22 protein-coding genes are annotated in these 18699 nt (G+C 60.4%); 14 read left to right on the top strand and 8 right to left on the bottom strand.

Annotation, left to right across the window (positions count from 1 at the left end):
• From G4Z14_RS18340 to G4Z14_RS18320, 5 genes are all read left to right on the top strand, one after another.
• Window positions 1-198, top strand: a 198-nt coding sequence (locus G4Z14_RS18340; protein ID WP_227751862.1) for a DNA cytosine methyltransferase, incomplete at its 5' end; no start/stop codon positions are given.
• A gap of 31 nt (window positions 199-229) precedes the next feature.
• Window positions 230-673, top strand: coding sequence for a very short patch repair endonuclease (locus G4Z14_RS18335; protein WP_265331875.1), 444 nt, complete (start codon window positions 230-232; stop codon window positions 671-673).
• Window positions 612-1973 carry an MvaI/BcnI family restriction endonuclease gene (locus G4Z14_RS18330; protein WP_164628355.1) on the top strand — a complete coding sequence of 454 codons (1362 nt, stop codon included), beginning with the start codon at window positions 612-614 and terminating at the stop codon, window positions 1971-1973. Before G4Z14_RS18335 ends, G4Z14_RS18330 begins: the two co-directional genes overlap by 62 nt.
• Before the next feature lie 40 nt (window positions 1974-2013).
• Window positions 2014-3051: an SIR2 family protein gene (locus tag G4Z14_RS18325; protein WP_164628353.1), complete on the top strand. Its 1038-nt coding sequence runs from the start codon at window positions 2014-2016 to the stop codon at window positions 3049-3051.
• 8 nt (window positions 3052-3059) lie between these two features.
• Window positions 3060-4811, top strand: a complete 1752-nt coding sequence (locus G4Z14_RS18320) for an ATP-binding protein (protein ID WP_164628351.1) — start codon at window positions 3060-3062, stop codon at window positions 4809-4811.
• Window positions 4812-4813: 2 nt separating this feature from the next.
• Here G4Z14_RS18320 and G4Z14_RS18315 read toward each other — a convergent pair whose 3' ends face one another.
• From G4Z14_RS18315 to G4Z14_RS18295, 5 genes are all read right to left on the bottom strand, one after another.
• A complete protein-coding gene (locus G4Z14_RS18315; protein ID WP_164628349.1) occupies window positions 4814-5353 on the bottom strand; it encodes a recombinase family protein in 540 nt (179 codons plus the stop codon).
• 275 nt (window positions 5354-5628) lie between these two features.
• Window positions 5629-5916, bottom strand: a complete 288-nt coding sequence (locus G4Z14_RS18310; RefSeq protein ID WP_164628347.1) for a DUF1330 domain-containing protein — start codon at window positions 5914-5916, stop codon at window positions 5629-5631.
• A gap of 10 nt (window positions 5917-5926) precedes the next feature.
• Window positions 5927-6490: an NAD(P)H oxidoreductase gene (locus G4Z14_RS18305; RefSeq protein ID WP_164628345.1), complete on the bottom strand. Its 564-nt coding sequence runs from the start codon at window positions 6488-6490 to the stop codon at window positions 5927-5929.
• Entirely contained in the window at window positions 6487-7524 is a 1038-nt protein-coding gene (locus tag G4Z14_RS18300) for a proline racemase family protein (protein ID WP_164628343.1), read from the bottom strand. The genes G4Z14_RS18305 and G4Z14_RS18300 overlap by 4 nt, the downstream gene beginning before the upstream one ends.
• A 1-nt stretch (window position 7525) precedes the next feature.
• Entirely contained in the window at window positions 7526-8230 is a 705-nt protein-coding gene (locus G4Z14_RS18295; RefSeq protein ID WP_164628340.1) for an SDR family oxidoreductase, read from the bottom strand.
• Window positions 8231-8346: 116 nt separating this feature from the next.
• Between G4Z14_RS18295 and gcvA the strand changes: the two genes are divergently transcribed.
• Window positions 8347-9237 (top strand): transcriptional regulator GcvA, encoded by an 891-nt coding sequence (gene gcvA / locus G4Z14_RS18290; protein WP_164628338.1) that lies wholly within the window; start codon window positions 8347-8349, stop codon window positions 9235-9237.
• A 180-nt stretch (window positions 9238-9417) separates the two neighbouring features.
• Here the strand turns inward: gcvA and mobQ are convergent, their stop codons facing one another.
• A complete protein-coding gene (gene mobQ, locus G4Z14_RS18285; RefSeq protein WP_164628336.1) occupies window positions 9418-10590 on the bottom strand; it encodes a MobQ family relaxase in 1173 nt (390 codons plus the stop codon).
• A 630-nt stretch (window positions 10591-11220) separates the two neighbouring features.
• Between mobQ and G4Z14_RS18280 the strand changes: the two genes are divergently transcribed.
• The 4 genes from G4Z14_RS18280 (at window position 11221) to G4Z14_RS18265 (ending at window position 15208) form a co-directional block, all read left to right on the top strand.
• Window positions 11221-11523, top strand: coding sequence for a mobilization protein (locus G4Z14_RS18280; RefSeq protein ID WP_164628334.1), 303 nt, complete (start codon window positions 11221-11223; stop codon window positions 11521-11523).
• A gap of 98 nt (window positions 11524-11621) precedes the next feature.
• Window positions 11622-13292 (top strand): type IV secretory system conjugative DNA transfer family protein, encoded by a 1671-nt coding sequence (locus G4Z14_RS18275; RefSeq protein ID WP_227751861.1) that lies wholly within the window; start codon window positions 11622-11624, stop codon window positions 13290-13292.
• A gap of 56 nt (window positions 13293-13348) precedes the next feature.
• Window positions 13349-13903: a hypothetical protein gene (locus tag G4Z14_RS18270; RefSeq protein ID WP_164628332.1), complete on the top strand. Its 555-nt coding sequence runs from the start codon at window positions 13349-13351 to the stop codon at window positions 13901-13903.
• A 234-nt stretch (window positions 13904-14137) separates the two neighbouring features.
• A complete protein-coding gene (locus G4Z14_RS18265; protein WP_164628330.1) occupies window positions 14138-15208 on the top strand; it encodes a replication initiator protein A in 1071 nt (356 codons plus the stop codon).
• On the opposite strand, the gene G4Z14_RS18260 is transcribed toward G4Z14_RS18265, so the two are convergent.
• Window positions 15205-15507 (bottom strand): hypothetical protein, encoded by a 303-nt coding sequence (locus G4Z14_RS18260; protein ID WP_164628328.1) that lies wholly within the window; start codon window positions 15505-15507, stop codon window positions 15205-15207. The genes G4Z14_RS18265 and G4Z14_RS18260 overlap by 4 nt on opposite strands.
• Window positions 15504-16232 (bottom strand): ParA family protein, encoded by a 729-nt coding sequence (locus G4Z14_RS18255; protein ID WP_164628326.1) that lies wholly within the window; start codon window positions 16230-16232, stop codon window positions 15504-15506. The genes G4Z14_RS18260 and G4Z14_RS18255 overlap by 4 nt, the downstream gene beginning before the upstream one ends.
• Before the next feature lie 215 nt (window positions 16233-16447).
• Between G4Z14_RS18255 and G4Z14_RS18250 the strand changes: the two genes are divergently transcribed.
• From G4Z14_RS18250 to dcm, 4 genes are all read left to right on the top strand, one after another.
• Window positions 16448-16690: a CopG family ribbon-helix-helix protein gene (locus G4Z14_RS18250; RefSeq protein ID WP_227751860.1), complete on the top strand. Its 243-nt coding sequence runs from the start codon at window positions 16448-16450 to the stop codon at window positions 16688-16690.
• Entirely contained in the window at window positions 16687-16998 is a 312-nt protein-coding gene (locus G4Z14_RS18245) for a type II toxin-antitoxin system RelE/ParE family toxin (RefSeq protein WP_164628322.1), read from the top strand. Before G4Z14_RS18250 ends, G4Z14_RS18245 begins: the two co-directional genes overlap by 4 nt.
• A gap of 52 nt (window positions 16999-17050) precedes the next feature.
• Window positions 17051-17368: a HigA family addiction module antitoxin gene (locus G4Z14_RS18240; protein ID WP_164628320.1), complete on the top strand. Its 318-nt coding sequence runs from the start codon at window positions 17051-17053 to the stop codon at window positions 17366-17368.
• A 181-nt stretch (window positions 17369-17549) separates the two neighbouring features.
• Window positions 17550-18699, top strand: a 1150-nt coding sequence (dcm, locus tag G4Z14_RS18235; RefSeq protein WP_164628318.1) for a DNA (cytosine-5-)-methyltransferase, incomplete at its 3' end; no start/stop codon positions are given.

The following is an 18699-nucleotide window of genomic DNA, read 5'->3' as shown; positions in this document are numbered from 1 at the left end:
CCGCGCCGCCTGACGCCGCGTGAGTGCGCTCGTCTGATGGGCTACGATGACAGCTTCCGCATCCCGGTTTCGGACACCCAAGCCTATAAGCAGTTCGGCAACTCGGTTGCTGTGCCGGTCTTTGCCGAGGTCGCCCGCCTGATGCGGCCACACATTCTGGCGCTGATGGAAGGGCAGGGCCTGCGCAAAGTTGGCTGATGTCCATAACCCCGCCACCCGGAGCCGCAACATGGCGGCAATCCGGGGCCGGGATACGAAGCCTGAGCTGATCATCCGCAAGGGGCTACACGCGCACGGCTTCCGTTTCCGGCTTCAGGGCCGCGACCTTCCCGGCAGGCCCGATCTGATCTTCCCAAAATACCGCGCACTGCTCTGGGTGCATGGCTGCTTCTGGCACGGCCACGACTGCCCGATGTTCCACTGGCCGAAAAGCCGCGAAGAGTTCTGGCGGGCCAAGATCGGACGGAATCGGGAGAGGGACGTTGCCACATGGGCAGCGGCAAGAGCCGCTGGCTGGCGATGCGCCATGGTCTGGGAATGCGCGCTGAAGGGCAGGGGGCGACTACCGCTCGGGCAGGTCATTGACTCGCTGGCCTACTGGATGTCCTCTGATGCAGAAGAATTCTGCATTAAAGGCCAATGGATTGACAACGTCGCTCACCCGCCTGCTTGACCGGATGGCTTCCCATGGGGCTGCCCGGTTCTATGCCAAGCGGCTCGCCCCGAATGACAATTCAAAGAACCAAGTTTATCTGGGTGGTGGCTTCGGGGCGCTGAACATTATTCCACATGGTCCGGTCGAGAGTGACGACAGCAGCCGTGCTGGCAGCGTGCGCGACAGAGCCAAGGCTATGGTGCGCTTTTTCTGGCTGAATGATGAAGGCGTCATGCCTGCGCCGGATGCGCAGCTGATCCTCTATCCGAAATACCCTGAAGTGCGGATGTCCGGTTTCCTGCGCGGGGCAGAGCGCGCACCGAACGTCTTGATGAAGTCACGGGATGAAGGCCGGGTGCTGTTTTTCGGCATCTGTCCGGATGGCAGCGTTCTGGGTCATGTCGTTGCCAGTGACGACCCTGTTGCCCGCGCCTTTGATGCTGCGGCGCCCGGCCTCGACGCGACCGGTGTCTTCCTCGATCTGGAAAAGCTGCGCCAAGGCGGAACCGATCCGAAAAAAGCGCTGCTGGCCGCGCTCCAGCGCATCCATGCCAAAGGTTGGATCGCATCGCAAAAAATGGGCAGGGCAGGGGTGCCGGAACCCTATAGCGCCCGCAACGGCGGCGGCTACACGCTGGAGGCTGAGCTGGGCATTTCCCCGAACGGCTACGCTGATCCCGACTTCATGGGCTGGGAGGTCAAGCAATACGGGGTGAGCGACTTCACCAGCTATCGCGCGAAGAGCCCTGTCACCCTGATGACGCCGGAACCGACCGGCGGGCTATACCGGGACGCAGGTGTTTCTGCTTTTCTGAAACGATATGGCTACGCGGACAAATCGGGCAAGGCTGACCGTATCAACTTTGGTGGCGTCTATTCTGCTGATCGGGACTTCCACCCGGAAACAGGCCTCAAGCTACGTCTCATCGGCTTCGACGCGGCCACGGGCAAGATCACTGATCTCGATGGCGGGATCGTCATGCTCGACCGGGACGACAACGTAGCAGCATCTTGGGGATTCCGGGGCATCATCGCGCACTGGAACCGCAAGCATGCCAAGGCCGTGTATGTGCCTTCTCTCATGCGATTTCCGCCCCCGGAGTATAGCTACGGAGCCGTTGTGCAGCTCTGCGAAGGCACAGACGTTCTTCTGTTTCTGGGAGCAGTTTCAGCCGGAAGCGTCTACTATGACCCCGGCATAAAGATCGAGGATGCCGGGACATCAAGGCCTGTCATCAAGCGAAGAAGCCAGTTTCGCGTCCGGCACGATGGGCTAAATGCACTGTATCGATATTCTGGGACCGTGCTTATTGCATGATTCACAGTCAAGAATTTATTTGCTAAGAAAGTCTCCCGTTATGAGTGACGACCATAAAATATTAGAAAAGATCGCCACCGCTGCTCAGGGCTGTTTTCAACAGCACCCCGCCGTTATCCTTGGAAGTGGTGCCTCCGTTGTGCATAAAATTCGCGGTATGGGAGAGCTAGCCCAGTACCTTCTGGATCATGTGGTGCCTGCTGAAGGCGAAGAGACGGATGCTTGGGTTCTCATTAGGACTGCCCTTGCCAATGGCGACGGCCTTGAGGAGACGCTACTGAAAACAGCCGCCCCGCTCTCCCTAGTGCAGAAAATTGTTGGCCTGACATGGAAAGCCATAGCGATGGATGATCTTGCTGTGATGTCTCGGGCCGTACAGGGCCAAGAGAGGTTTCACCTTTCTGATCTGATCCATGGGATGTTCAAAAGTACGCATATGGTTGTCAACATCGTCACGCCGAACTATGATCGTGTTGCAGAGTATGCCTCTGATATTGCAGGATATATACATGCGACCGGCTTTGTTCCCGGCCTAATCCGAAGCCGGGAGGGCGCCGATGCCGTGTCAATCCGCCGAGGGGCGCATCCGGCCAGAACGGTCAGAATTTGGAAGGTTCATGGCTCACTCGACTGGTTTGCTGGGAAGGACGGACAAGTGATTTCCCTTCCGATATCAGTGGACCTTCCAGAGACGTTTGAGCCCCTGATCGTCACCCCCGGCGTCAGCAAGTATGAGCGAACTCATGATGAGCCTTTCCGTTCGGCAATCCAAGGAGCTGACGCCGTACTAGGCGCGGCAGCGTCCTTCTTATGCGTTGGATATGGTTTTCGTGATCGCCATATCCAGCCAAAAATTGTCGAGAGGTGTAGGCAGCGCAATGTTCCGATCGTCATACTGGCGCGCACATTAACAGATGAAGCCAAGAGCTTTCTAGCCAAGAGCGCAGGGCAAGCGTACTTGGCGTTAGAAAAGGATGGAGAGGGAACAAGGGCATTTTTTCCGGAATTTCCAGCAGGAATAACCGTTCCGAATGCCGACATTTGGTCCCTAGAAAGTTTCAACAAGATGGTTCTGTGAGGTAGAGCATGCCAATTTTTGATTACGAAGATGTTGAGGCGCTTGGTAAGATTATCGCCGTAGACACCGCTATTGTGGTCGTTCGCGTCGACGAACTTGAACGATTGAAGCGCGTTCAGGTCAACAGGCTCGTGGCAATCCAGAGTAGCAAAGCCGGGCAGCATCTTGTTGGCGTTGTTTCGCGGATTACCCGGAAGGCATTGGACGTACTTCCCGATAAGGAGGCCACAGAAGCAGAAGAAACCGTCGAGCTTCCTGAAAACAACCTTGTTCGCATTTCACTGATAGGGACGCTGATCGCCAAGCTCGGACTGGCCGAAAACGTCTTCAGGCGCACCCTTGAAACTGTACCCGAGATTGACGCAAACTGCTTTGCTCTTGAAGGAAAGCGTCTCACCGACTTCATGCAGGTCATCTCGAACGTTACAGGTGATGGCCCGCAGCTTGAGCTGGGGAAATACACCCTTGATGAGAACGCAACCGCGTTTCTCAATGGCAACAAGCTCTTCCAGCGGCACGCGATTGTCGTAGGCAGCACTGGCTCAGGAAAGTCATATACAACGGCTCGGATGCTGGATCAGGTGGCTGCTCTGGGGCAAGCCAATGCCATCCTGTTTGACATTCACGGGGAGTACAAAACTCTCGATGGCGCCGAGTTCCGCCACCTGCGGGTGGCTGGCCCAGGCGACCTGGAAAGTGATGTGGGCTTGGATAAAGGCGTGCTCTATCTGCCGTATTGGCTTCTTGGATATGAAGCCATGGTTTCTCTGTTTGTCGATAGATCTGACCAGAACGCGCCAAACCAAGCTATGATCATGGCGAACAGCATTACCGACGCCAAACGTAAGTATCTCGAAGACGGTGCGCACGCAGACGTTCTGGCAAACTTCACTGTTGATAGCCCGGTTCCGTTTCCTATCAAGGCCGTTCTTGATCGACTGCAAGCCCTAGATTCGGAGCGTGTTCCTGGTGCCGGAAAGGACGGCACAAAAGCAGGCGACTTCAACGGAAAGCTTAGTCGTCTGATCGCTCGTTTTGAAGCTAAGCAATCGGATCGTCGACTCGGATTCCTTTTCCAGCCTCATGCCGAATGTATGACGATGGAGTGGCTTCCCAAGCTTGCTCACAAGCTGACTGGGAGTCGCGGTATCCAGCCGGACAAGAGCGGTGGCATAAAGATCATCGACTTCTCTGAAGTGCCGTCAGACATCCTGCCTCTGATGGTCAGTCTGATAGCAAGACTTATTTTCAACATTACTCAGTGGACGCCGGTGGAAGCGCGCCACCCGGTAGCTCTCTTCTGCGACGAGGCGCATCTCTACATTCCTGAGCGTGCAGGGCGGGATGGGGTAGATGACATTTCGGTTGGCATTTTCGAGCGGATCGCCAAGGAGGGTCGAAAGTACGGTATGGGGCTCGTCGTCATCAGTCAGCGGCCCTCAGAGGTCAACCGTACCGTGCTGAGCCAGTGCAACAATGTCATCGCCATGCGCTTAACAAACGGCGACGATCAATCGGTCATTCGACGGCTGCTTCCCGATAGCCTTGGAGGTTTCGGGGACCTTCTGCCTGTCCTGGACGTTGGCGAGGCACTGGTTGTCGGTGATGCTAGCTTGCTGCCGACACGGGTGCGTGTCGGCGAGCCAAAGTACAAGCCAAACAGTGCTACTATTGAGTTCTGGGATCGTTGGGCAGGTGATGTGCCGAAATCAGATATTGGGAAGGCAGTTTTGTCGTGGAGGCGGCAGAGCGCTCGTTAGGCCTAGACACGCCGCACCGTCTTTGTGCTGACCTTGAAGAGCTGCGCGATCTCGGGCAGGGGGCGCAGCTCCTCGTCCCGCATCCGCCGCACCTCGGCCTTCTGTGCTGCGGATAGGGCAGGGGGCCTGCCTCCGACGCGGCCACGCTTGCGGGCCGCTTCCAGCCCCTCCCTGGTCCTTTCCGAAATTCGCTCCCGTTCAAACTGGGCAATGGATGCGAAGACGTGGAACACCAGCCGCCCGGCGGGCGTGGTGGTGTCGATGTCCTCGGCCAGCGACCGGAAGCCCGCGCCCTGCGCCTGGATCGCGTCCACGATGTCGAGAAGGTTGCGCAAGGACCGGGCGAGGCGGTCATACTTGGTGACGGTGATCACGTCGCCCTGGCGCAGCTGATCGAGCAAGCGGTCCAGCTCGGGCCTGCTGCGCGCAGTGCCGGTGATCTTGTCAGCAAAAACCTTCTCTGCGCCCGCCGCCTTCAAGGCGTCGAGCTGGCCGTCCAGGTTCTGGTCGTCTGTGCTGACGCGGGCATATCCGATGATCATGCCGCATGGTGCCAAAAACCTCCCAAAACCACAAAGGTTTTGTCATGGGTTTTTGTCCAGCCTAAGTCCTTGATGCGGGGCAGGGCAGGGGGCCGGGACAGAAACGGCCGTTTTGGGCGAAGAACGCGATCTACCACATGTTAATCCAGACAGCTTTGCGCCGTTTTAACCATCTGAATCTAATTTTCGTCAGAAGGCGGTTGAAGCCGCGATTGAGCTTCAAATGATCGAACGGCATCTCAACATCTCCGGAGAGCAATCTGGCAAGAACAGCTTCAGGGGCCCTCGACGATGGAAAGTTCCCGGTCGGACATTCGTGCGGCAAAGGGAAGGGAGGCCTGATAATCAGGGTCGCGGTAGGCCGCCTGCGCTGTCTCGAAGCTGTCGAAGCGGATGATGAACTGACGCGGAAACGCGGGGCCTTCTACGGTTTCGATGCGGCCCTGGCCCGCGATGATCTCGGCCCCGAAGCGCTGCGCGACAAGAGTATATAGCGCGATATAGGCCTTCTGCGCCTCGGCATCCCTGACCGGGCCAGCTTTCACGATCCAATAGCCTGCCACGGCTCTCTCCTCAGAATGAACGTCCCAGGTCTTGTGCACGATTCAGAAGCGCAAGGCGATCCGCTTCCGACCCAAGCGCGCCATGCAGGAAGTTCAGCCTGGACTCTTCGATGCCGCAATATTTGGCGATGCCGGTGACCAATTGGGTCTGCATCGCCACATCATAGCCGCGTTTGGCGTATTGGTCGGCATCGCTGGCGGCCACACCCAGAAACAGCGCCTTGTGTTGCGCCAGCTTGCGGTCGCCGTAAGCCCAGCCGTTGTTCCAGACCCGGTCGATCCAGCCTTTTGTCGTGGCGGGAACCGACCACCACCAGACCGGAAAGAGGAACACCAGCGCCTCATTTCGGGCGATGCGCTCCTGTTCGACCAGAACGGCAGGGCTGTAGACCTTGCGCGAATTGCCCCAATCCGGTTCATCCTCGGGGGCAAGGCGGGGATCAAAACCTTCGGCGCGAAGGTCGGCGATTTCGGGCTGGTGGCCCGCCTCGCGCAAACCTGCGGCGAAATGGTCCAGCACCGCGCCGCAAAAGCTGTCACGGCGGGGGTGGTCAAAAATGATAAGGGTTTTCATATAGGATTTCCAAACCAGGTGTCGCTGAGAGTGAAGCCATGCTGATAGGGGTCGGTCGGATCCAGGCCCAATTGGGTAAGACCCGCGATCCAGGCTTGCCCGGCAAGGGCGGGCACAATGGCATCATAGGGGCCAACTGTGGCCAGCCCGTCGATGGCGCAGGTAAAGCGGCTGCCGGTGATCGACCGGTGGATGAATGTTTCGCCCAACCCCAGCTCGCCCCGGGCATACAAAAGCGCCATCCGCGCCGAACTGCCCGCCCCGCAGGGCGAGCGGTCGCAGCGGCCGGGAGAGATGACGGCGGTGTTGCGCGCGGTCAGGATGCCTTCCTCGCGCGTCAAGGGTCCGGTGAAAACGGTGGCGCTGATGCCTGCCATTTGCGGGTTGCCGGGATAGGACACCGGCAGCTGTTCGGCCGCCGCGCGGGTGATCTTCTCGCCCAGATCGCACAGCGCGCGGGCCTCGTCCGGCGCAATCGCAAAGCCGAAATCCGCAGCTTCGACCAGCGCAAAGGTCATGCCACCAAAGGCCACATCCACCCGGACCGTGCCCACGCCGGGCACTTCGACCAGCGCATCGCGGCGATAGACAAAGGCGGGCTGGTTGACCAGCCGCACGCCCGTCACCTTGCCATCCTGGCACGCGCAGCGCAGGCGGATCAGGCCGGCGGGGGCCTCAAGGGTCAGGTCCGTCACTGGCTCTGCCATCGGAAGGATGCCGGTTTCCAGCAGCACCGTCGCCACGCAGATCGCGTTCGACCCTGACATCGCCGGATATTCCGTCGTTTCGATGATCAGAAAGCCCATGTCGGCTTCGGGATGGTTCGACGGCAGGATGACATTGGCATTGTGCCAGACCGCACCGCGCGGCTCGAACAGCACGATCTTGCGGATGTCATCCATATGATCTTGAAAATAAATCTTTTTGTCGAACATGGTCTGGCCCGGCACCTGCGCCAGACCGCCGGTGATGACCCGCCCGACCTCGCCTTCGCAGTGGCAGTCGACGACGTTCAGGCTGCGTTTCCAGCGCATCTTATACCCCCCGCATCATGCCGCCATCCACCCGCAGGTTCTGGCCGGTGATGTAGCCCGCACCTTCCGAGGCCAGAAACGCCACCGTCGCCGCAATTTCCTCGGACCGGCCATAGCGCCCCATCGGCACCGCTTGGCGGCGCTCTTCCGTGGCGGGAAGGCTGTCGATCCAGCCGGGCAGGACGTTGTTGATGCGGATGCCTTCGGGGGCATAAGTGTCGGCATAGATCTTGGCAAAGGACGCCAGCCCCGCCCGCGCCACCGCCGAAGTCGGGAACATCGCCGAAGGTTCAAAGGCCCAGGCGGTCGAGATATTGATGATCGACCCGCCCTTTTGAGCCTGCATATGCGGCGTCACCAGACGGATCGGGCGCACGGCGGCAAGGAAGTAGACCTCCATCGCCATCTGCCAATCGGCGTCGGTCAGATCAAGGATCGGCTTGCGCGGGCCGTGACCTGCGCTGTTCACCAGCACATCCACCCGGCCCCATTTCGCCACGGTGCTATCGACCAGCCGTTCCACATCGGCGGCCAGAAGGTTTGACCCGGTCACGCCGATGCCTCCCAGCTCTGCCGCCAGCGCCTCGCCTTTGCCCGACGAAGACAGGATCGCCACCTTAAAGCCATCCGCCGCCAGCCTGCGGGCCGAGGCCGCGCCCATGCCGCTGCCGCCCGCCGTGATGATCGCCACTTTTTCTACAGGCACTGCCGCTCTCCATCCGCTTGGGCCCGCCCGACGCGAGCCATTGCATAACCTTTACCGAATTGACGCGGCGGCGACGAACCATGATACCTGTCATCATCCAGTAGAAAAATTGCACGATGAAAGATCTTGCCCGCCTGCCCTCGCTGAACGGACTGCGCGCCTTTGAAGTGGCGGCGCGGCACCTCAACTTCCGTCTCGCGGCTGAAGAGCTGGGCGTGACGCAAGGCGCTGTCGCCCAGCAGGTCAGGAACCTCGAGGCGCAGCTTGGCCTGCAACTCTTTCACCGCCAGTCGCGCAGCCTGTTTCTGACCGAAGCCGGGCGCGGCTATGTCACCAACATCCGCAAGGCCTTTGACCTGATCGCCGAGGCGACCCGTGTCCTGAGACCCGAACCCGCGCATCTGACCATCAGCGTCGCGCCGACCTTTGCCGCAAAATGGCTGATCCCGCGCTTGCCGGATTTTACCGATGCCCATCCCGATATCGACCTGCGTATCGTGGCCAGTGACCGGATTTCAAATTTCCAGACCGATGCCGTTGATCTTGCCGTGCGGCTTGGCCGTCCACCGTTCGGGCCGGGGCTGGTGGCGGAACACCTGTTCGATCAGGTGGTCATCGCCGTTGCCAGCCCGGCAGCCTTGCAGCGACTGGGTCCAGCCAGCGCGCCGTGTGATCTGCTGGGGCTGGCGCTGCTGCATGATGCCCATGACCTGTGGCCGCAGGCGCTTGACCTGATCTTTCCGGACGGCGCGCCCGCGCCAGCCAAGAACATCCGGTTCAACCAGACCTCGCTTGCCATCGAAGCGGCCATGGCCGGTCAAGGCATTGCCCTGACGCCACAATTTTATGTGTCTCAAGACCTGGCGGCGGGCAAGCTTGTGGCCTGTTTCGATCTGGAGCTGCGGACGGGTGCTGATTTCTATGTCGTAGCACCTCGGAAAGTTCGCAACGTACCGCATGTCACCGCTGTTCGGGACTGGTTGAGGGTGCAGGCAAGGCGAATCTGACATGAACATCCACAGAACCGACGGCAGGCCAATCTCTCACTCGTGAGGCTTGGCGATAACGTGTTCCAAACGACCAGCGAACTGACCGTAGGCGGTATCAAAATCCAACAGGAGATCCTCGCGGCGGTGACAGTACATCTGGAACGCTACTGGCCCCCGCACAACCTCAAGAATGACCGCCTACAGCTCCCACCCGAGATCCCTGTCGAGTTCGCGCTGCCGCCTGCGCTCTTCGTTCAGCTCCTGCTCGCGCTCTTTCTGGCGGGCCTTTTCCCGCTCCTGGTCTTCGGCCCTTGCTTTGCCCAGCACATCGGCAAGCCTGCTGCGTGTATCCCGCCCGCCCTGCCCCGGCTTGTGATCATGTTCCTCGCCCAAATCACGCCCGGCAATCCGTGCCAGGCGTTCCTTGATCTCGTCGGGGTTCAGCTCCTTCGCCTGCCGCCCGGCGGCGGCGCGCAAGGCCGCAAGCCCGGCGCTGACATGGCCCTGCCCCTCTTCCCGGGCCTCGGCCCAGGCGTCACGCGCCAGCTCCAGCCGCTCCCGCATTTCGGCAAACATGGCCTTGGCCTGGCGCACCGCATGCACCCGCGCGCCCCGCTGGGTCAGCGGTTCATACTCGCGGCCCTCGGCCTCGGCGGCCAGCTGCTCCCGGCGCTCGATGGCATTGGCCGCAGGGCCAAGCTTCACCTCCGGCTCGCGGTCCAGCTCCTCGGCCTTCAACGTGTCCCCAAGGGACAACGCCTCTTCGCGTTGTGCCTCCAATGACCGATGATCGACGCGCTCAACCTGCCCTGCCATTTCAAGGGCATGGTTTTGCAGCTCGGCCCAGTAGCCGCGCATGGCCTCGATCTCCGGCCCGCCGGTGCTGGCAGCGTCAAGAATGCGGGTCTTGTCGGTCAGCCCCTCGGCGGACAGGATGCGGGTGGTGGTCAGAATGTGGGCGTGATGATTGCGCTGATCGCCCTCGCGGTGCGGTGCATGGATCGCCACATCTGCCGCCACCCCGTAGCGCTCGACCAGCTGCTGCGCAAAAGCCCGCGCGATCTCGATCCGCGCCGCGTCCGATATCTCGGACGGCAAGGCCAGCTCCCATTCGCGGGCGATCACCGAGTTGGACCGGGTCTCGCGCGCCTCTGCCGCGTTCCACAACGCGGCGCGGTCCTGCGCCCAATCTGGCGCATCGGCGGGAGCGAGAATGAAGCAGGCCTCGACCCCGCGCTTGGCGGTGTAGTCATGCATGCGCCCTTCGCGGTCGCACTCGATGACGGACGCCGACCGATAAGCCGCCGCCGCCGTGGCGGATCGTCCGGCGCTGCGTTTGATCGTCTTGACGGAAAGGTGGTAGCTGGCCATGGCCGCGCCCTACCGATCCGGCGACGGGCAACGGCAGGCAGACTGCCAGGCATGCAAATTGGCAGACATGCAAACGGGCAACCCGGCGGCTAACCATCCGGGCAAGCAGGCTACCGCGCAAACAGGCAGACATGTAGCCAGGCCGACAGGTGGGCGATCATGCTGCCGGGCATACGCGGGACCATCACCAGGATGGGCCATGTTTTGCCGGACAAGCGCAGCGCGGCAAACCCGATCCGGCAGACAGCCCCGCTCTCGGGGCAGGCGGAACCGGATCGCCCGCTGACGCTGGCGCCCTCGCGGAACCGCCCCGCTCTCGGGGCCAGTTCCAACGAGGGCGACAGGGACAGCGGGACGCGATCCAACGGCGAAGGTTGGCTTGGGATGGTTTGGAAGGGGCAGTGCGCCCTTCCATTCCGATGCGGCGCATCGGACGGGGACGCCGTCGGCGGGGGGCCAAGCCCCCGAAGAGACCGCACGCAAATCTCGGAAGCGCCGCAGGTGGTGGAGAGTTTGCATAAGTGCGCCCTTGATCCTTTCGGCTCTACGGGTAACCGCTTGACCTTGCCCCGTCAATGCTCCATGCAACCCTAAGATGTTTGGAATTTCCGGCGTGTGTGAAGGTACGAATTGACAGAGACAGAATTAGAGCGGGCAGAGAAGCGCTATGCCCAGGCCAAGGCCCGGCTCCTTGCCCTGAAGAACCGGGAAGCGACAAAGGCGCGCAAGCTGGACACACGGCGCAAGATCATCCTCGGCGGCGCGCTGGTCGATCTGGCCGAACGGGATTCCAACGCCGCCGCCATGATTGAGCGTCTGGTGCGCAATCTCCCCCGCGAACAGGATCGCAAGGCTTTCGAAGGCTGGGATGCGAAGCAGCCCGCCGCCGCGTCTGCCGCGACGGCCCCACCCGTTCCGACGCCCTCGACCTGATCGCCGCCCTTTTCCTTCAGAGGGGGAGCGCAGCTCGCCCCCTGCCCTCTTAGCTGGACCTGATTTCCTTGCAGTATGTATTTTCCGCCTTGGGGCTGTTGTCGCGGTTGTCCCTCTTTGTCGTCGTCACCCCGATCCTCGCCGGATGGTTTTTCGTCTGGATGGTGATCGCCACGGCCTTTGCATGGTTCGCTTGGCTGATCGTGATCATCATTCTGTCTGACGTGCCGATGGGCGAAGCCCTCTGGCACTGGTTCGTGTTCTGGCCGATGACCATTACCGGCTGGATCGTCGGAGCCAGCGACTGGTCAAACCGGACGGGCATCAAGCTATGGGGCCGCAAGGCGGGCGACAGCCACGGCTCGGCGCGCTTTGCCACCCGGAAAGAACGCGCAGCCTTCGAAGGCGGTGACGGCCTCCTGATCGGGCGCGACCTCGATACCGGCAAGCTCTTGCGCTACGACGGCCCGGCGCACCTCCTGACCCTCGCCCCCACGAGGGCAGGCAAAGGCGTCGGCACGGTGATCCCGAACCTCCTGCTGGCCGAACGCTCGGTGCTGGTGATCGACCCCAAAGGTGAGAATGCGAAGATCGCAGGCGAGGCGCGCAAGCGCTTCGGCGCGGTTCACATCCTCGACCCCTTCGGCGTCACCGGCAGGCCCGCCTCGGCCTATAACCCGCTCGGGCGGCTCGATGCGGAAAGCCCCGACCTGGGCGAAGATGCCGCCTCTCTTGCCGAAGCCCTCGTGATGGACCCGCCCGGCCAACAGTCGGAAGCCCACTGGAACGAAGAGGCCAAGGCGCTGCTGGCCGGGCTGATCATGTTCGCCGTGGCCCATGAGGACGCGGATCGCAAAACCCTCGCCACGGTTCGGGAATATCTGACCCTGCCACCCGAGAAGTTCCGCGCCCTCCTGGAGCTGATGCAGGACAGCACCGCCGCCGGGGGATTGATCGCCCGCGCCGCAAACCGCTTCCTTGGCAAATCTGACCGCGAAGCGGCCTCGGTGATGTCCTCGGCGCAGCGCCACACCCATTTCCTCGACAGTCCCCGGATCGTGGCCGCCACGGCGCGCTCGGACTTCCAGTTCTCAGCCCTGCGGCATGATCTGACCTCGATCTTCCTCGTCCTGCCGCCGAACCGCCTCGATGCCTACAGCCGTTGGCTGCGCCTTCTGGTGGCACAGGCGCTTCAGGACATTGCCCGCGATGCGGAACATCGCACAACGCACGGGAACGACGCGGAAGCCGCTCAGGCAGGTGCTGCGCGCCTGAAACAGCCCGCCCTGTTCCTCCTCGATGAGTTTGCAGCCTTGGGCCGTCTGGAAGCCGTGGAACGCGCCATGGGGTTGATGGCTGGCTATGGGCTGCAACTCTGGCCGATCCTGCAGGACATGAGCCAGCTGAAAGACCTCTACGGCGCGCGGGCCAATACCTTCGTCGCCAACGCGGGCGTGCTGCAAACCTTCGGCGTGAACGACTTCGAGACGGCCAAATGGCTGAGCCAGATGATCGGGCGGGAAACCACCGGCTTTCAGACCGAAAGCCACAAACCCGGCGATGCGCCCTCTACCTCCTACAACGTCACGGCGCGCGATCTGATGACCCCGGATGAGATCATGCAGATTCCGCCCCATGTCGAGCTGCTGCGCGTCCAGGGCAAGCCGGTGATCATCGCCCGCAAGCTGCGCTACTTCGCAGACAGGGAGTTCGACGGGCTGCACCGATCACCGGATGCACAAGTCATAAGTCCCAAATCTGAACGCTGATCGCGCAACACAGATCTCTGAACCCCTGTCGCTTATCCCTGATCACGGAAATCATAATGTCCGACCCCGGTTCCACCCGCTCTGCCCTCTCCGACGCTGCACTTCGGGAAACCCTCGATCTCCTGGGCACGGTCGTCGCCAACATGGCCGGGAAACTGGACCGGCACGACCAGATTCTCGCGGAAGTACAGAAGGTTTCCGCCGAAAGCCGGGACGCAGCACAGGCGGCCAAGGCCCATTCCGATCCGCAGCGCTATGGTCGCCACATCGGCCAGGAACTCGACAAGGCGCTGGACACAACCCTCGACCGACTGGAAGGCCTGCAATCCGGCTTCGCCACCGATCGGCAGGAAACCCACCGCAGCTTGAATGATCTGGTCCGGCAGGAGGAGGCCGTTCTTCAGCACCTTCGGGACGATCTCGAAGAAGCGGGACGCTGGAAAAGGCGCATTCCCTTCATAGCCCTCTTCGGGCTGGCCCTGGCGCTTGGCCTGACTATCGCCCTGCCCCGTTTCCTGGCAGGCAACGGGACAGGCTGCGCTGCTCTTGGCGGTGAGTGGCTGCGGGGGCCTGAGACCGGCAAAGAGGCCTGCGTGTTCTATGCTGGGTGAAGCTCAAGCTGATTGGGTGAGTGTTATATGGTGTTAGAATCTGTGTTACGTTGTGGATAACGCCATGTAAAGCATTGATATAATGCATATATTCCGACTGCCCTGTGTGCAGAGTCACGAAAGAACGTGTGCAGAGTCACGAAAAAACGTGTGTAAAGTCACGAAAGCTGCCTGTGCCGTGTGTGAAATCACGAATGGCCTTGACGGTGTGTGTGAAATCACGAAAGTAGGTGCATGGTGGGTGAAATCACGAACGAAGCCAAATCTCCGCTGCTGCCTGATCGGTTCGAACAGGCAGACCTGTTCGTATGCGATATTTTTGATGCCGCGCCTAAGGGCGATATGGCCTCGATGGCGCACCCGATCTTCTCGCTTTCGACCAAGCCTGACCATCGTATCCGCCGATACGAAGACGAGACCGGCAAGAATTTCGTGGAGGTGAAACCCTCTGCCGAAGGGTTGGCGACCATCCATGACCGCGATGTCCTGATCTACTGCATCAGCCAGCTAATCGCTGCGATCAATGACGGTCAAACGCCCTCCAAGACGCTGAGAATGAAGGCTTATGACTTCCTGAAGGCGACGAACCGCGTAACCGATGGTCGTGGCTATGATGCTTTGCGAAGTGCGCTGATCCGGCTGCAAGGCACGCAGATTGAAACAAACATCGTAACCGGCGAGACGGAACAGCTCGACATTTTCAGCATCATCGACCGAGCAAGGATCGTCCGGCAGACACGCGATGGAAGGATGCAAGAGATCGAAATCCAGCTTTCGGATTGGGTCTTCAACGCTATCCGGGCAAAGGAAGTCCTTACCTTCCATCGGGATTATTTCCGCCTGCGGAAGCCGATAGAGCGCCGCCTGTATGAACTGGCCCGCAAACACTGCGGGCAGAAGAAGGAATGGCGGATCACCCTGCCCGTTCTGCAAAGGAAATGCGGATCTTCATCGACCCTGCGAGAGTTTCGGCGCTTGATTCAGAACATCGTGGATCATGACAACGATCATGCCCACATCCCCGACTATGGCGTCCGGATGGACGAAGACATGGTCACCTTCACCAACCGCGGGACAATGCTGGAAGACCAGCAATCCGCGGGCGTTCCCAGCTTCGCGTCCGTGCGCCTTAGCCCGGACGCCTTGACCGAAGCGCGCTCGGCGGCCCCTGGTTGGGACGTATATGTCCTTGAAAGCGAATGGCGCAGCTGGATGGCTGACGGCGGACTTGATGCGCCGAAGAATCCTGACAAAGCATTCTTGGGCTTCTGCAAAAAGTGGTTTGAGCGGCGTGGACGTCCCTAGCGGCCCCTGCTTTGCAAAAGCAGGTCCAACCCTTCCCAAAGCGTGACATTCTGTTCGGTGCAGAAAGCTCGAAACTGGTCGATGACCCGTTTCGGCCCAGGAATGGAAACCTTGTCCTGCGCTTCCGTTCGCTTCGGTCCAGGCTTGCGCTTGGCGGTCGGCTCCCGACTGACAAAGCCAAGTGTTGTGCCCGCCTCGACAGCCTCCTTCAGCGCTTCTTGGTCGGGAGCAGGACGAGGCTTTGGGCTGTCGATCTTGGGAAGCTCGATACCCCCGCCAAACCCGTATTTTCCGCTCATGCGGCCCTCGCTTTCGTAAGGGTATCAATGACAGCCTGGGCGTAGTCACGGGCGTTCTCAATGGCAGACGCGACCTGCTTCTGGGCCTTGTCGACCACAGAGGCGGTCTTCCCCCTCATCTCCTCGGCTACCAGATCGGGCAACTCCGCCAGCAGGAGGCTATCACGGAAAATCCGCGTGTAGGGGGCACGGCGGGCAATCCGGACGGGCAAAGTGTTGATATTGTTGCTCTCCATTTCCTGCCGGACGTCTCTTTCATCGGTGGTCAGGAAGGCAGCATTAGTGCGCGCGAACAGCAATGTGTAGGCGATTGGGCTTCTAATCATCCGGGCCGTGGTTTCGACAAGGCGCACCGCCTGGGCCGCTTGTCGCGCCTCCATCGGCGAACCATCCATCGGAATGACGCACAGGTCCGTGCGGGACAAGGCAAAGGTGACGATCTGATCCTTCGACCCCTCAAGGTCGATGATGAGATAGTCTGTCCCTGCCTCAAGGCCGTCGATCAGGGCAACAGTGTCTTCCATCTGCGGACGGGCATGAACGGCAAAAGGCACCCCCCTGCCCGCTTCCTCACGCCCCCTTGCCCAGGCAAGGATGTTGGCGTTCGGGTCCAGGTCGAGAATGGCAACCCTGCCGCCCGAAAGGGCGATTTGCTCGGCGAGCAACATGGCGGAAGTGGTTTTCCCCGATCCGCCCTTCGGGTTTGCGAAGGTGATGACAAACATAGGTACAGATTATGCGGCAAATCTATAAAGTCAATGCTATCTTTAGCATTATCGTTAATGGCAATGTTAATGTTAGAGTTTAATTTGCGCCTGCCGCTCTTCGCTAGATACCAAGCAGACATTTGGTCGAAGGGTTGGCTCTGGCCCTACAGGCCAAATTGTGCTTAGATGTGTACACTTGAGCACGGGAGCTTATGATGCCTGCCAGCACCACAATGACGATCCGCATCAGCCCTGACGTAAAAGACAAGCTGGGGCGCTTGGCGCAGGGCACACGACGCAGCAGGGCCTTTTTGGCGAGTGAGGCCGTGGAGGCTTATGTGGATCGGGAACTGGAAATCATCGACGGGATTCAGCGGGGCCTTGCAGACGTCGCCGCTGGTCGCATGGTGCCGCATGACGAGGCTATGGCCGAGCTTCAGGCGGTGATCGACGCCACCCGAGGTGGGAAGGCGTGAAACGTCCTGTCATCTGGTCACGATCTGCCCTGGACGATCTCAAAGCGCAGGTCGCCTACATCGCCGCCGAGAACCCGGCGGCGGCGCAACGTGTCGCTGACGCGATCAGAGCCGCTGCTTCAGCGCTCTCTGACATCCCGACTGGCCGCCCTGGTCGCGTGACCGATACCTATGAAAAGTCGGTAACGCGCCTGCCTTACATCATCGCCTATGCGATCACCTCCAGCCCAGTAGGAGAGGCAATCGCCATCGTTAGGGTGATCCACACGGCGCGGGATTGGCCCGATGAACAGTGGCCGGATGCTTGACCACAAGTGACGTTGAAATCATGGATTACCACTGACGAAAGGAGGTCAGGCCATGTTCATGAGAGCAGTACATCCCGGCCAGGTCCTGAAGGATGAGCTGGAAGAGCTGCGCATCACACCCACCGAGTTTTCGCGGCAGATCGAGGTGCCGCCCAAGCGGGTGAGCCAGATCATCGCAGGAAAGCGCTCGATCACGGGTGATACCGCACTACGGTTCGGTCACTGGTTCGGAAGCGATCCGCAGTTCTGGTTGAACCTGCAAGCGCAGTTCGACTTAGTACAGGCGGACAAGGAAACCGGCGAAATTATCAGGCACCTGCCGACACGAGCTGCACTGCGCCAGCAGTCTCAACAGCCGCGATCAGCCTGACCCCAGGCGCTCCACGCCCGCAAATCCAGAGGACAGACAAGGCAGGGCCACGCCCTGACGAGACGCCGGAGAACTGGCAGTTCAGGCATTTAGTTTCTAGTATGTTCTTGCATTCAGGGAATCTTAACGCCACAATGTCAGAAATATTCCCAGATACATGGGAACATGGGGGGCGGGCAGAATGACCGAATTTGATATGCTTATGCAGCAGACGGGCTGGACTGTGCCTGAAGCCGCGAAGGTTCTGGGGTACTCAGAGGGCCACCTGTACCGATGGAAGCGGGGCGAGGAGACCCCGAGAGAAGGCGTCATCAACCTGCTCAAGATGCAGATTGCCGGGCGCAAGGTGGCCCAGCCGGATGGGGCATTTACCTTCATCGATCTGTTCGCGGGGATCGGCGGCCTACGCAAGGCCATGGAAAGCGCTGGGGGCCGCTGCGTCTTTACCTCGGAATGGGATGGCTTTGCACAGAAGACCTATCACGCCAACTTTCCTGACAACCGGCCTATCGCAGGCGATATCCGCGAAGTTGGTGCGGCCGACATTCCGGAGCATGATGTTCTGGTCGCGGGCTTCCCCTGTCAGCCGTTTTCCATCGCAGGGGTTTCAAAGAAGAACGCCCTCGGGAGGTTACACGGGTTCCAAGATGAAACCCAGGGCACGTTGTTCTTCGATGTGCTGCGTGTCCTGATGCACCACCGCCCGGCAGCGTTCCTGCTGGAAAACGTGAAGAACCTCAAAAGCCATGACAAAGGCCGGACCTTCGACGTGATCCGCCGGAAGCTGACTGAAGAGCTGGGCTACACTTTACATACCCGGATCATCGATGCTGCCAACTTCGTACCGCAGCACCGAGAGCGGATCGTGATAGTGGGATTCCGGGAAAACACCGGGTTTTCTTTCGATGACCTGGTCCTGCAGGGCAGGGCAGGGCGGGGCATGCGCGATGTGCTGCATCCGGAAGACGGCTCAGAAGCCCCTGAGAGCCATTTCACGGTGGGGCCTGAGGCAAAGGTGAGCGATAAGTACACACTTACCGAGAAGCTCTGGCAGTATTTGCAGGGCTACGCGGAAAAGCACCGAGCGGCGGGCAATGGGTTCGGCTTTGGTCTTGTAGATGGCAATAGCATCGCCCGAACACTTTCCGCCCGCTACTATAAGGACGGCTCGGAAATCCTTGTCAGTCGGGGGCAAGGCAAAAATCCGCGCCGCCTGACGCCGCGTGAGTGCGCTCGTCTGATGGGCTACGATGACAGCTTCCGCATCCCGGTTTCGGACACCCAAGCCTATAAGCAGTTCGGCAACTCGGTTGCTGTGCCGGTCTTTGCCG

This window comes from Tabrizicola oligotrophica, assembly GCF_011008935.1.
Taxonomy (GTDB): Bacteria; Pseudomonadota; Alphaproteobacteria; order Rhodobacterales; family Rhodobacteraceae; genus Tabrizicola_A; species Tabrizicola_A oligotrophica.
The sequence above is the reverse complement of the archived record's forward strand: the minus strand, read 5'-3'. Positions and strand labels throughout refer to the sequence as shown.

Coding starts and splice junctions, on each gene's coding strand:
- G4Z14_RS18335 (WP_265331875.1), top strand. CDS start 230: ATGGCGGCAATCCGGGGCCGGGATACGAAGCCTGAGCTGATCATCCGC.
- G4Z14_RS18330 (WP_164628355.1), top strand. CDS start 612: ATGCAGAAGAATTCTGCATTAAAGGCCAATGGATTGACAACGTCGCTC.
- G4Z14_RS18325 (WP_164628353.1), top strand. CDS start 2,014: ATGAGTGACGACCATAAAATATTAGAAAAGATCGCCACCGCTGCTCAG.
- G4Z14_RS18320 (WP_164628351.1), top strand. CDS start 3,060: ATGCCAATTTTTGATTACGAAGATGTTGAGGCGCTTGGTAAGATTATC.
- G4Z14_RS18315 (WP_164628349.1), bottom strand. CDS start 5,353: ATGATCATCGGATATGCCCGCGTCAGCACAGACGACCAGAACCTGGAC.
- G4Z14_RS18305 (WP_164628345.1), bottom strand. CDS start 6,490: ATGAAAACCCTTATCATTTTTGACCACCCCCGCCGTGACAGCTTTTGC.
- G4Z14_RS18300 (WP_164628343.1), bottom strand. CDS start 7,524: ATGCGCTGGAAACGCAGCCTGAACGTCGTCGACTGCCACTGCGAAGGC.
- gcvA (WP_164628338.1), top strand. CDS start 8,347: ATGAAAGATCTTGCCCGCCTGCCCTCGCTGAACGGACTGCGCGCCTTT.
- mobQ (WP_164628336.1), bottom strand. CDS start 10,590: ATGGCCAGCTACCACCTTTCCGTCAAGACGATCAAACGCAGCGCCGGA.
- G4Z14_RS18270 (WP_164628332.1), top strand. CDS start 13,349: ATGTCCGACCCCGGTTCCACCCGCTCTGCCCTCTCCGACGCTGCACTT.
- G4Z14_RS18265 (WP_164628330.1), top strand. CDS start 14,138: ATGGTGGGTGAAATCACGAACGAAGCCAAATCTCCGCTGCTGCCTGAT.
- G4Z14_RS18260 (WP_164628328.1), bottom strand. CDS start 15,507: ATGAGCGGAAAATACGGGTTTGGCGGGGGTATCGAGCTTCCCAAGATC.
- G4Z14_RS18255 (WP_164628326.1), bottom strand. CDS start 16,232: ATGTTTGTCATCACCTTCGCAAACCCGAAGGGCGGATCGGGGAAAACC.
- G4Z14_RS18250 (WP_227751860.1), top strand. CDS start 16,448: ATGACGATCCGCATCAGCCCTGACGTAAAAGACAAGCTGGGGCGCTTG.
- G4Z14_RS18240 (WP_164628320.1), top strand. CDS start 17,051: ATGTTCATGAGAGCAGTACATCCCGGCCAGGTCCTGAAGGATGAGCTG.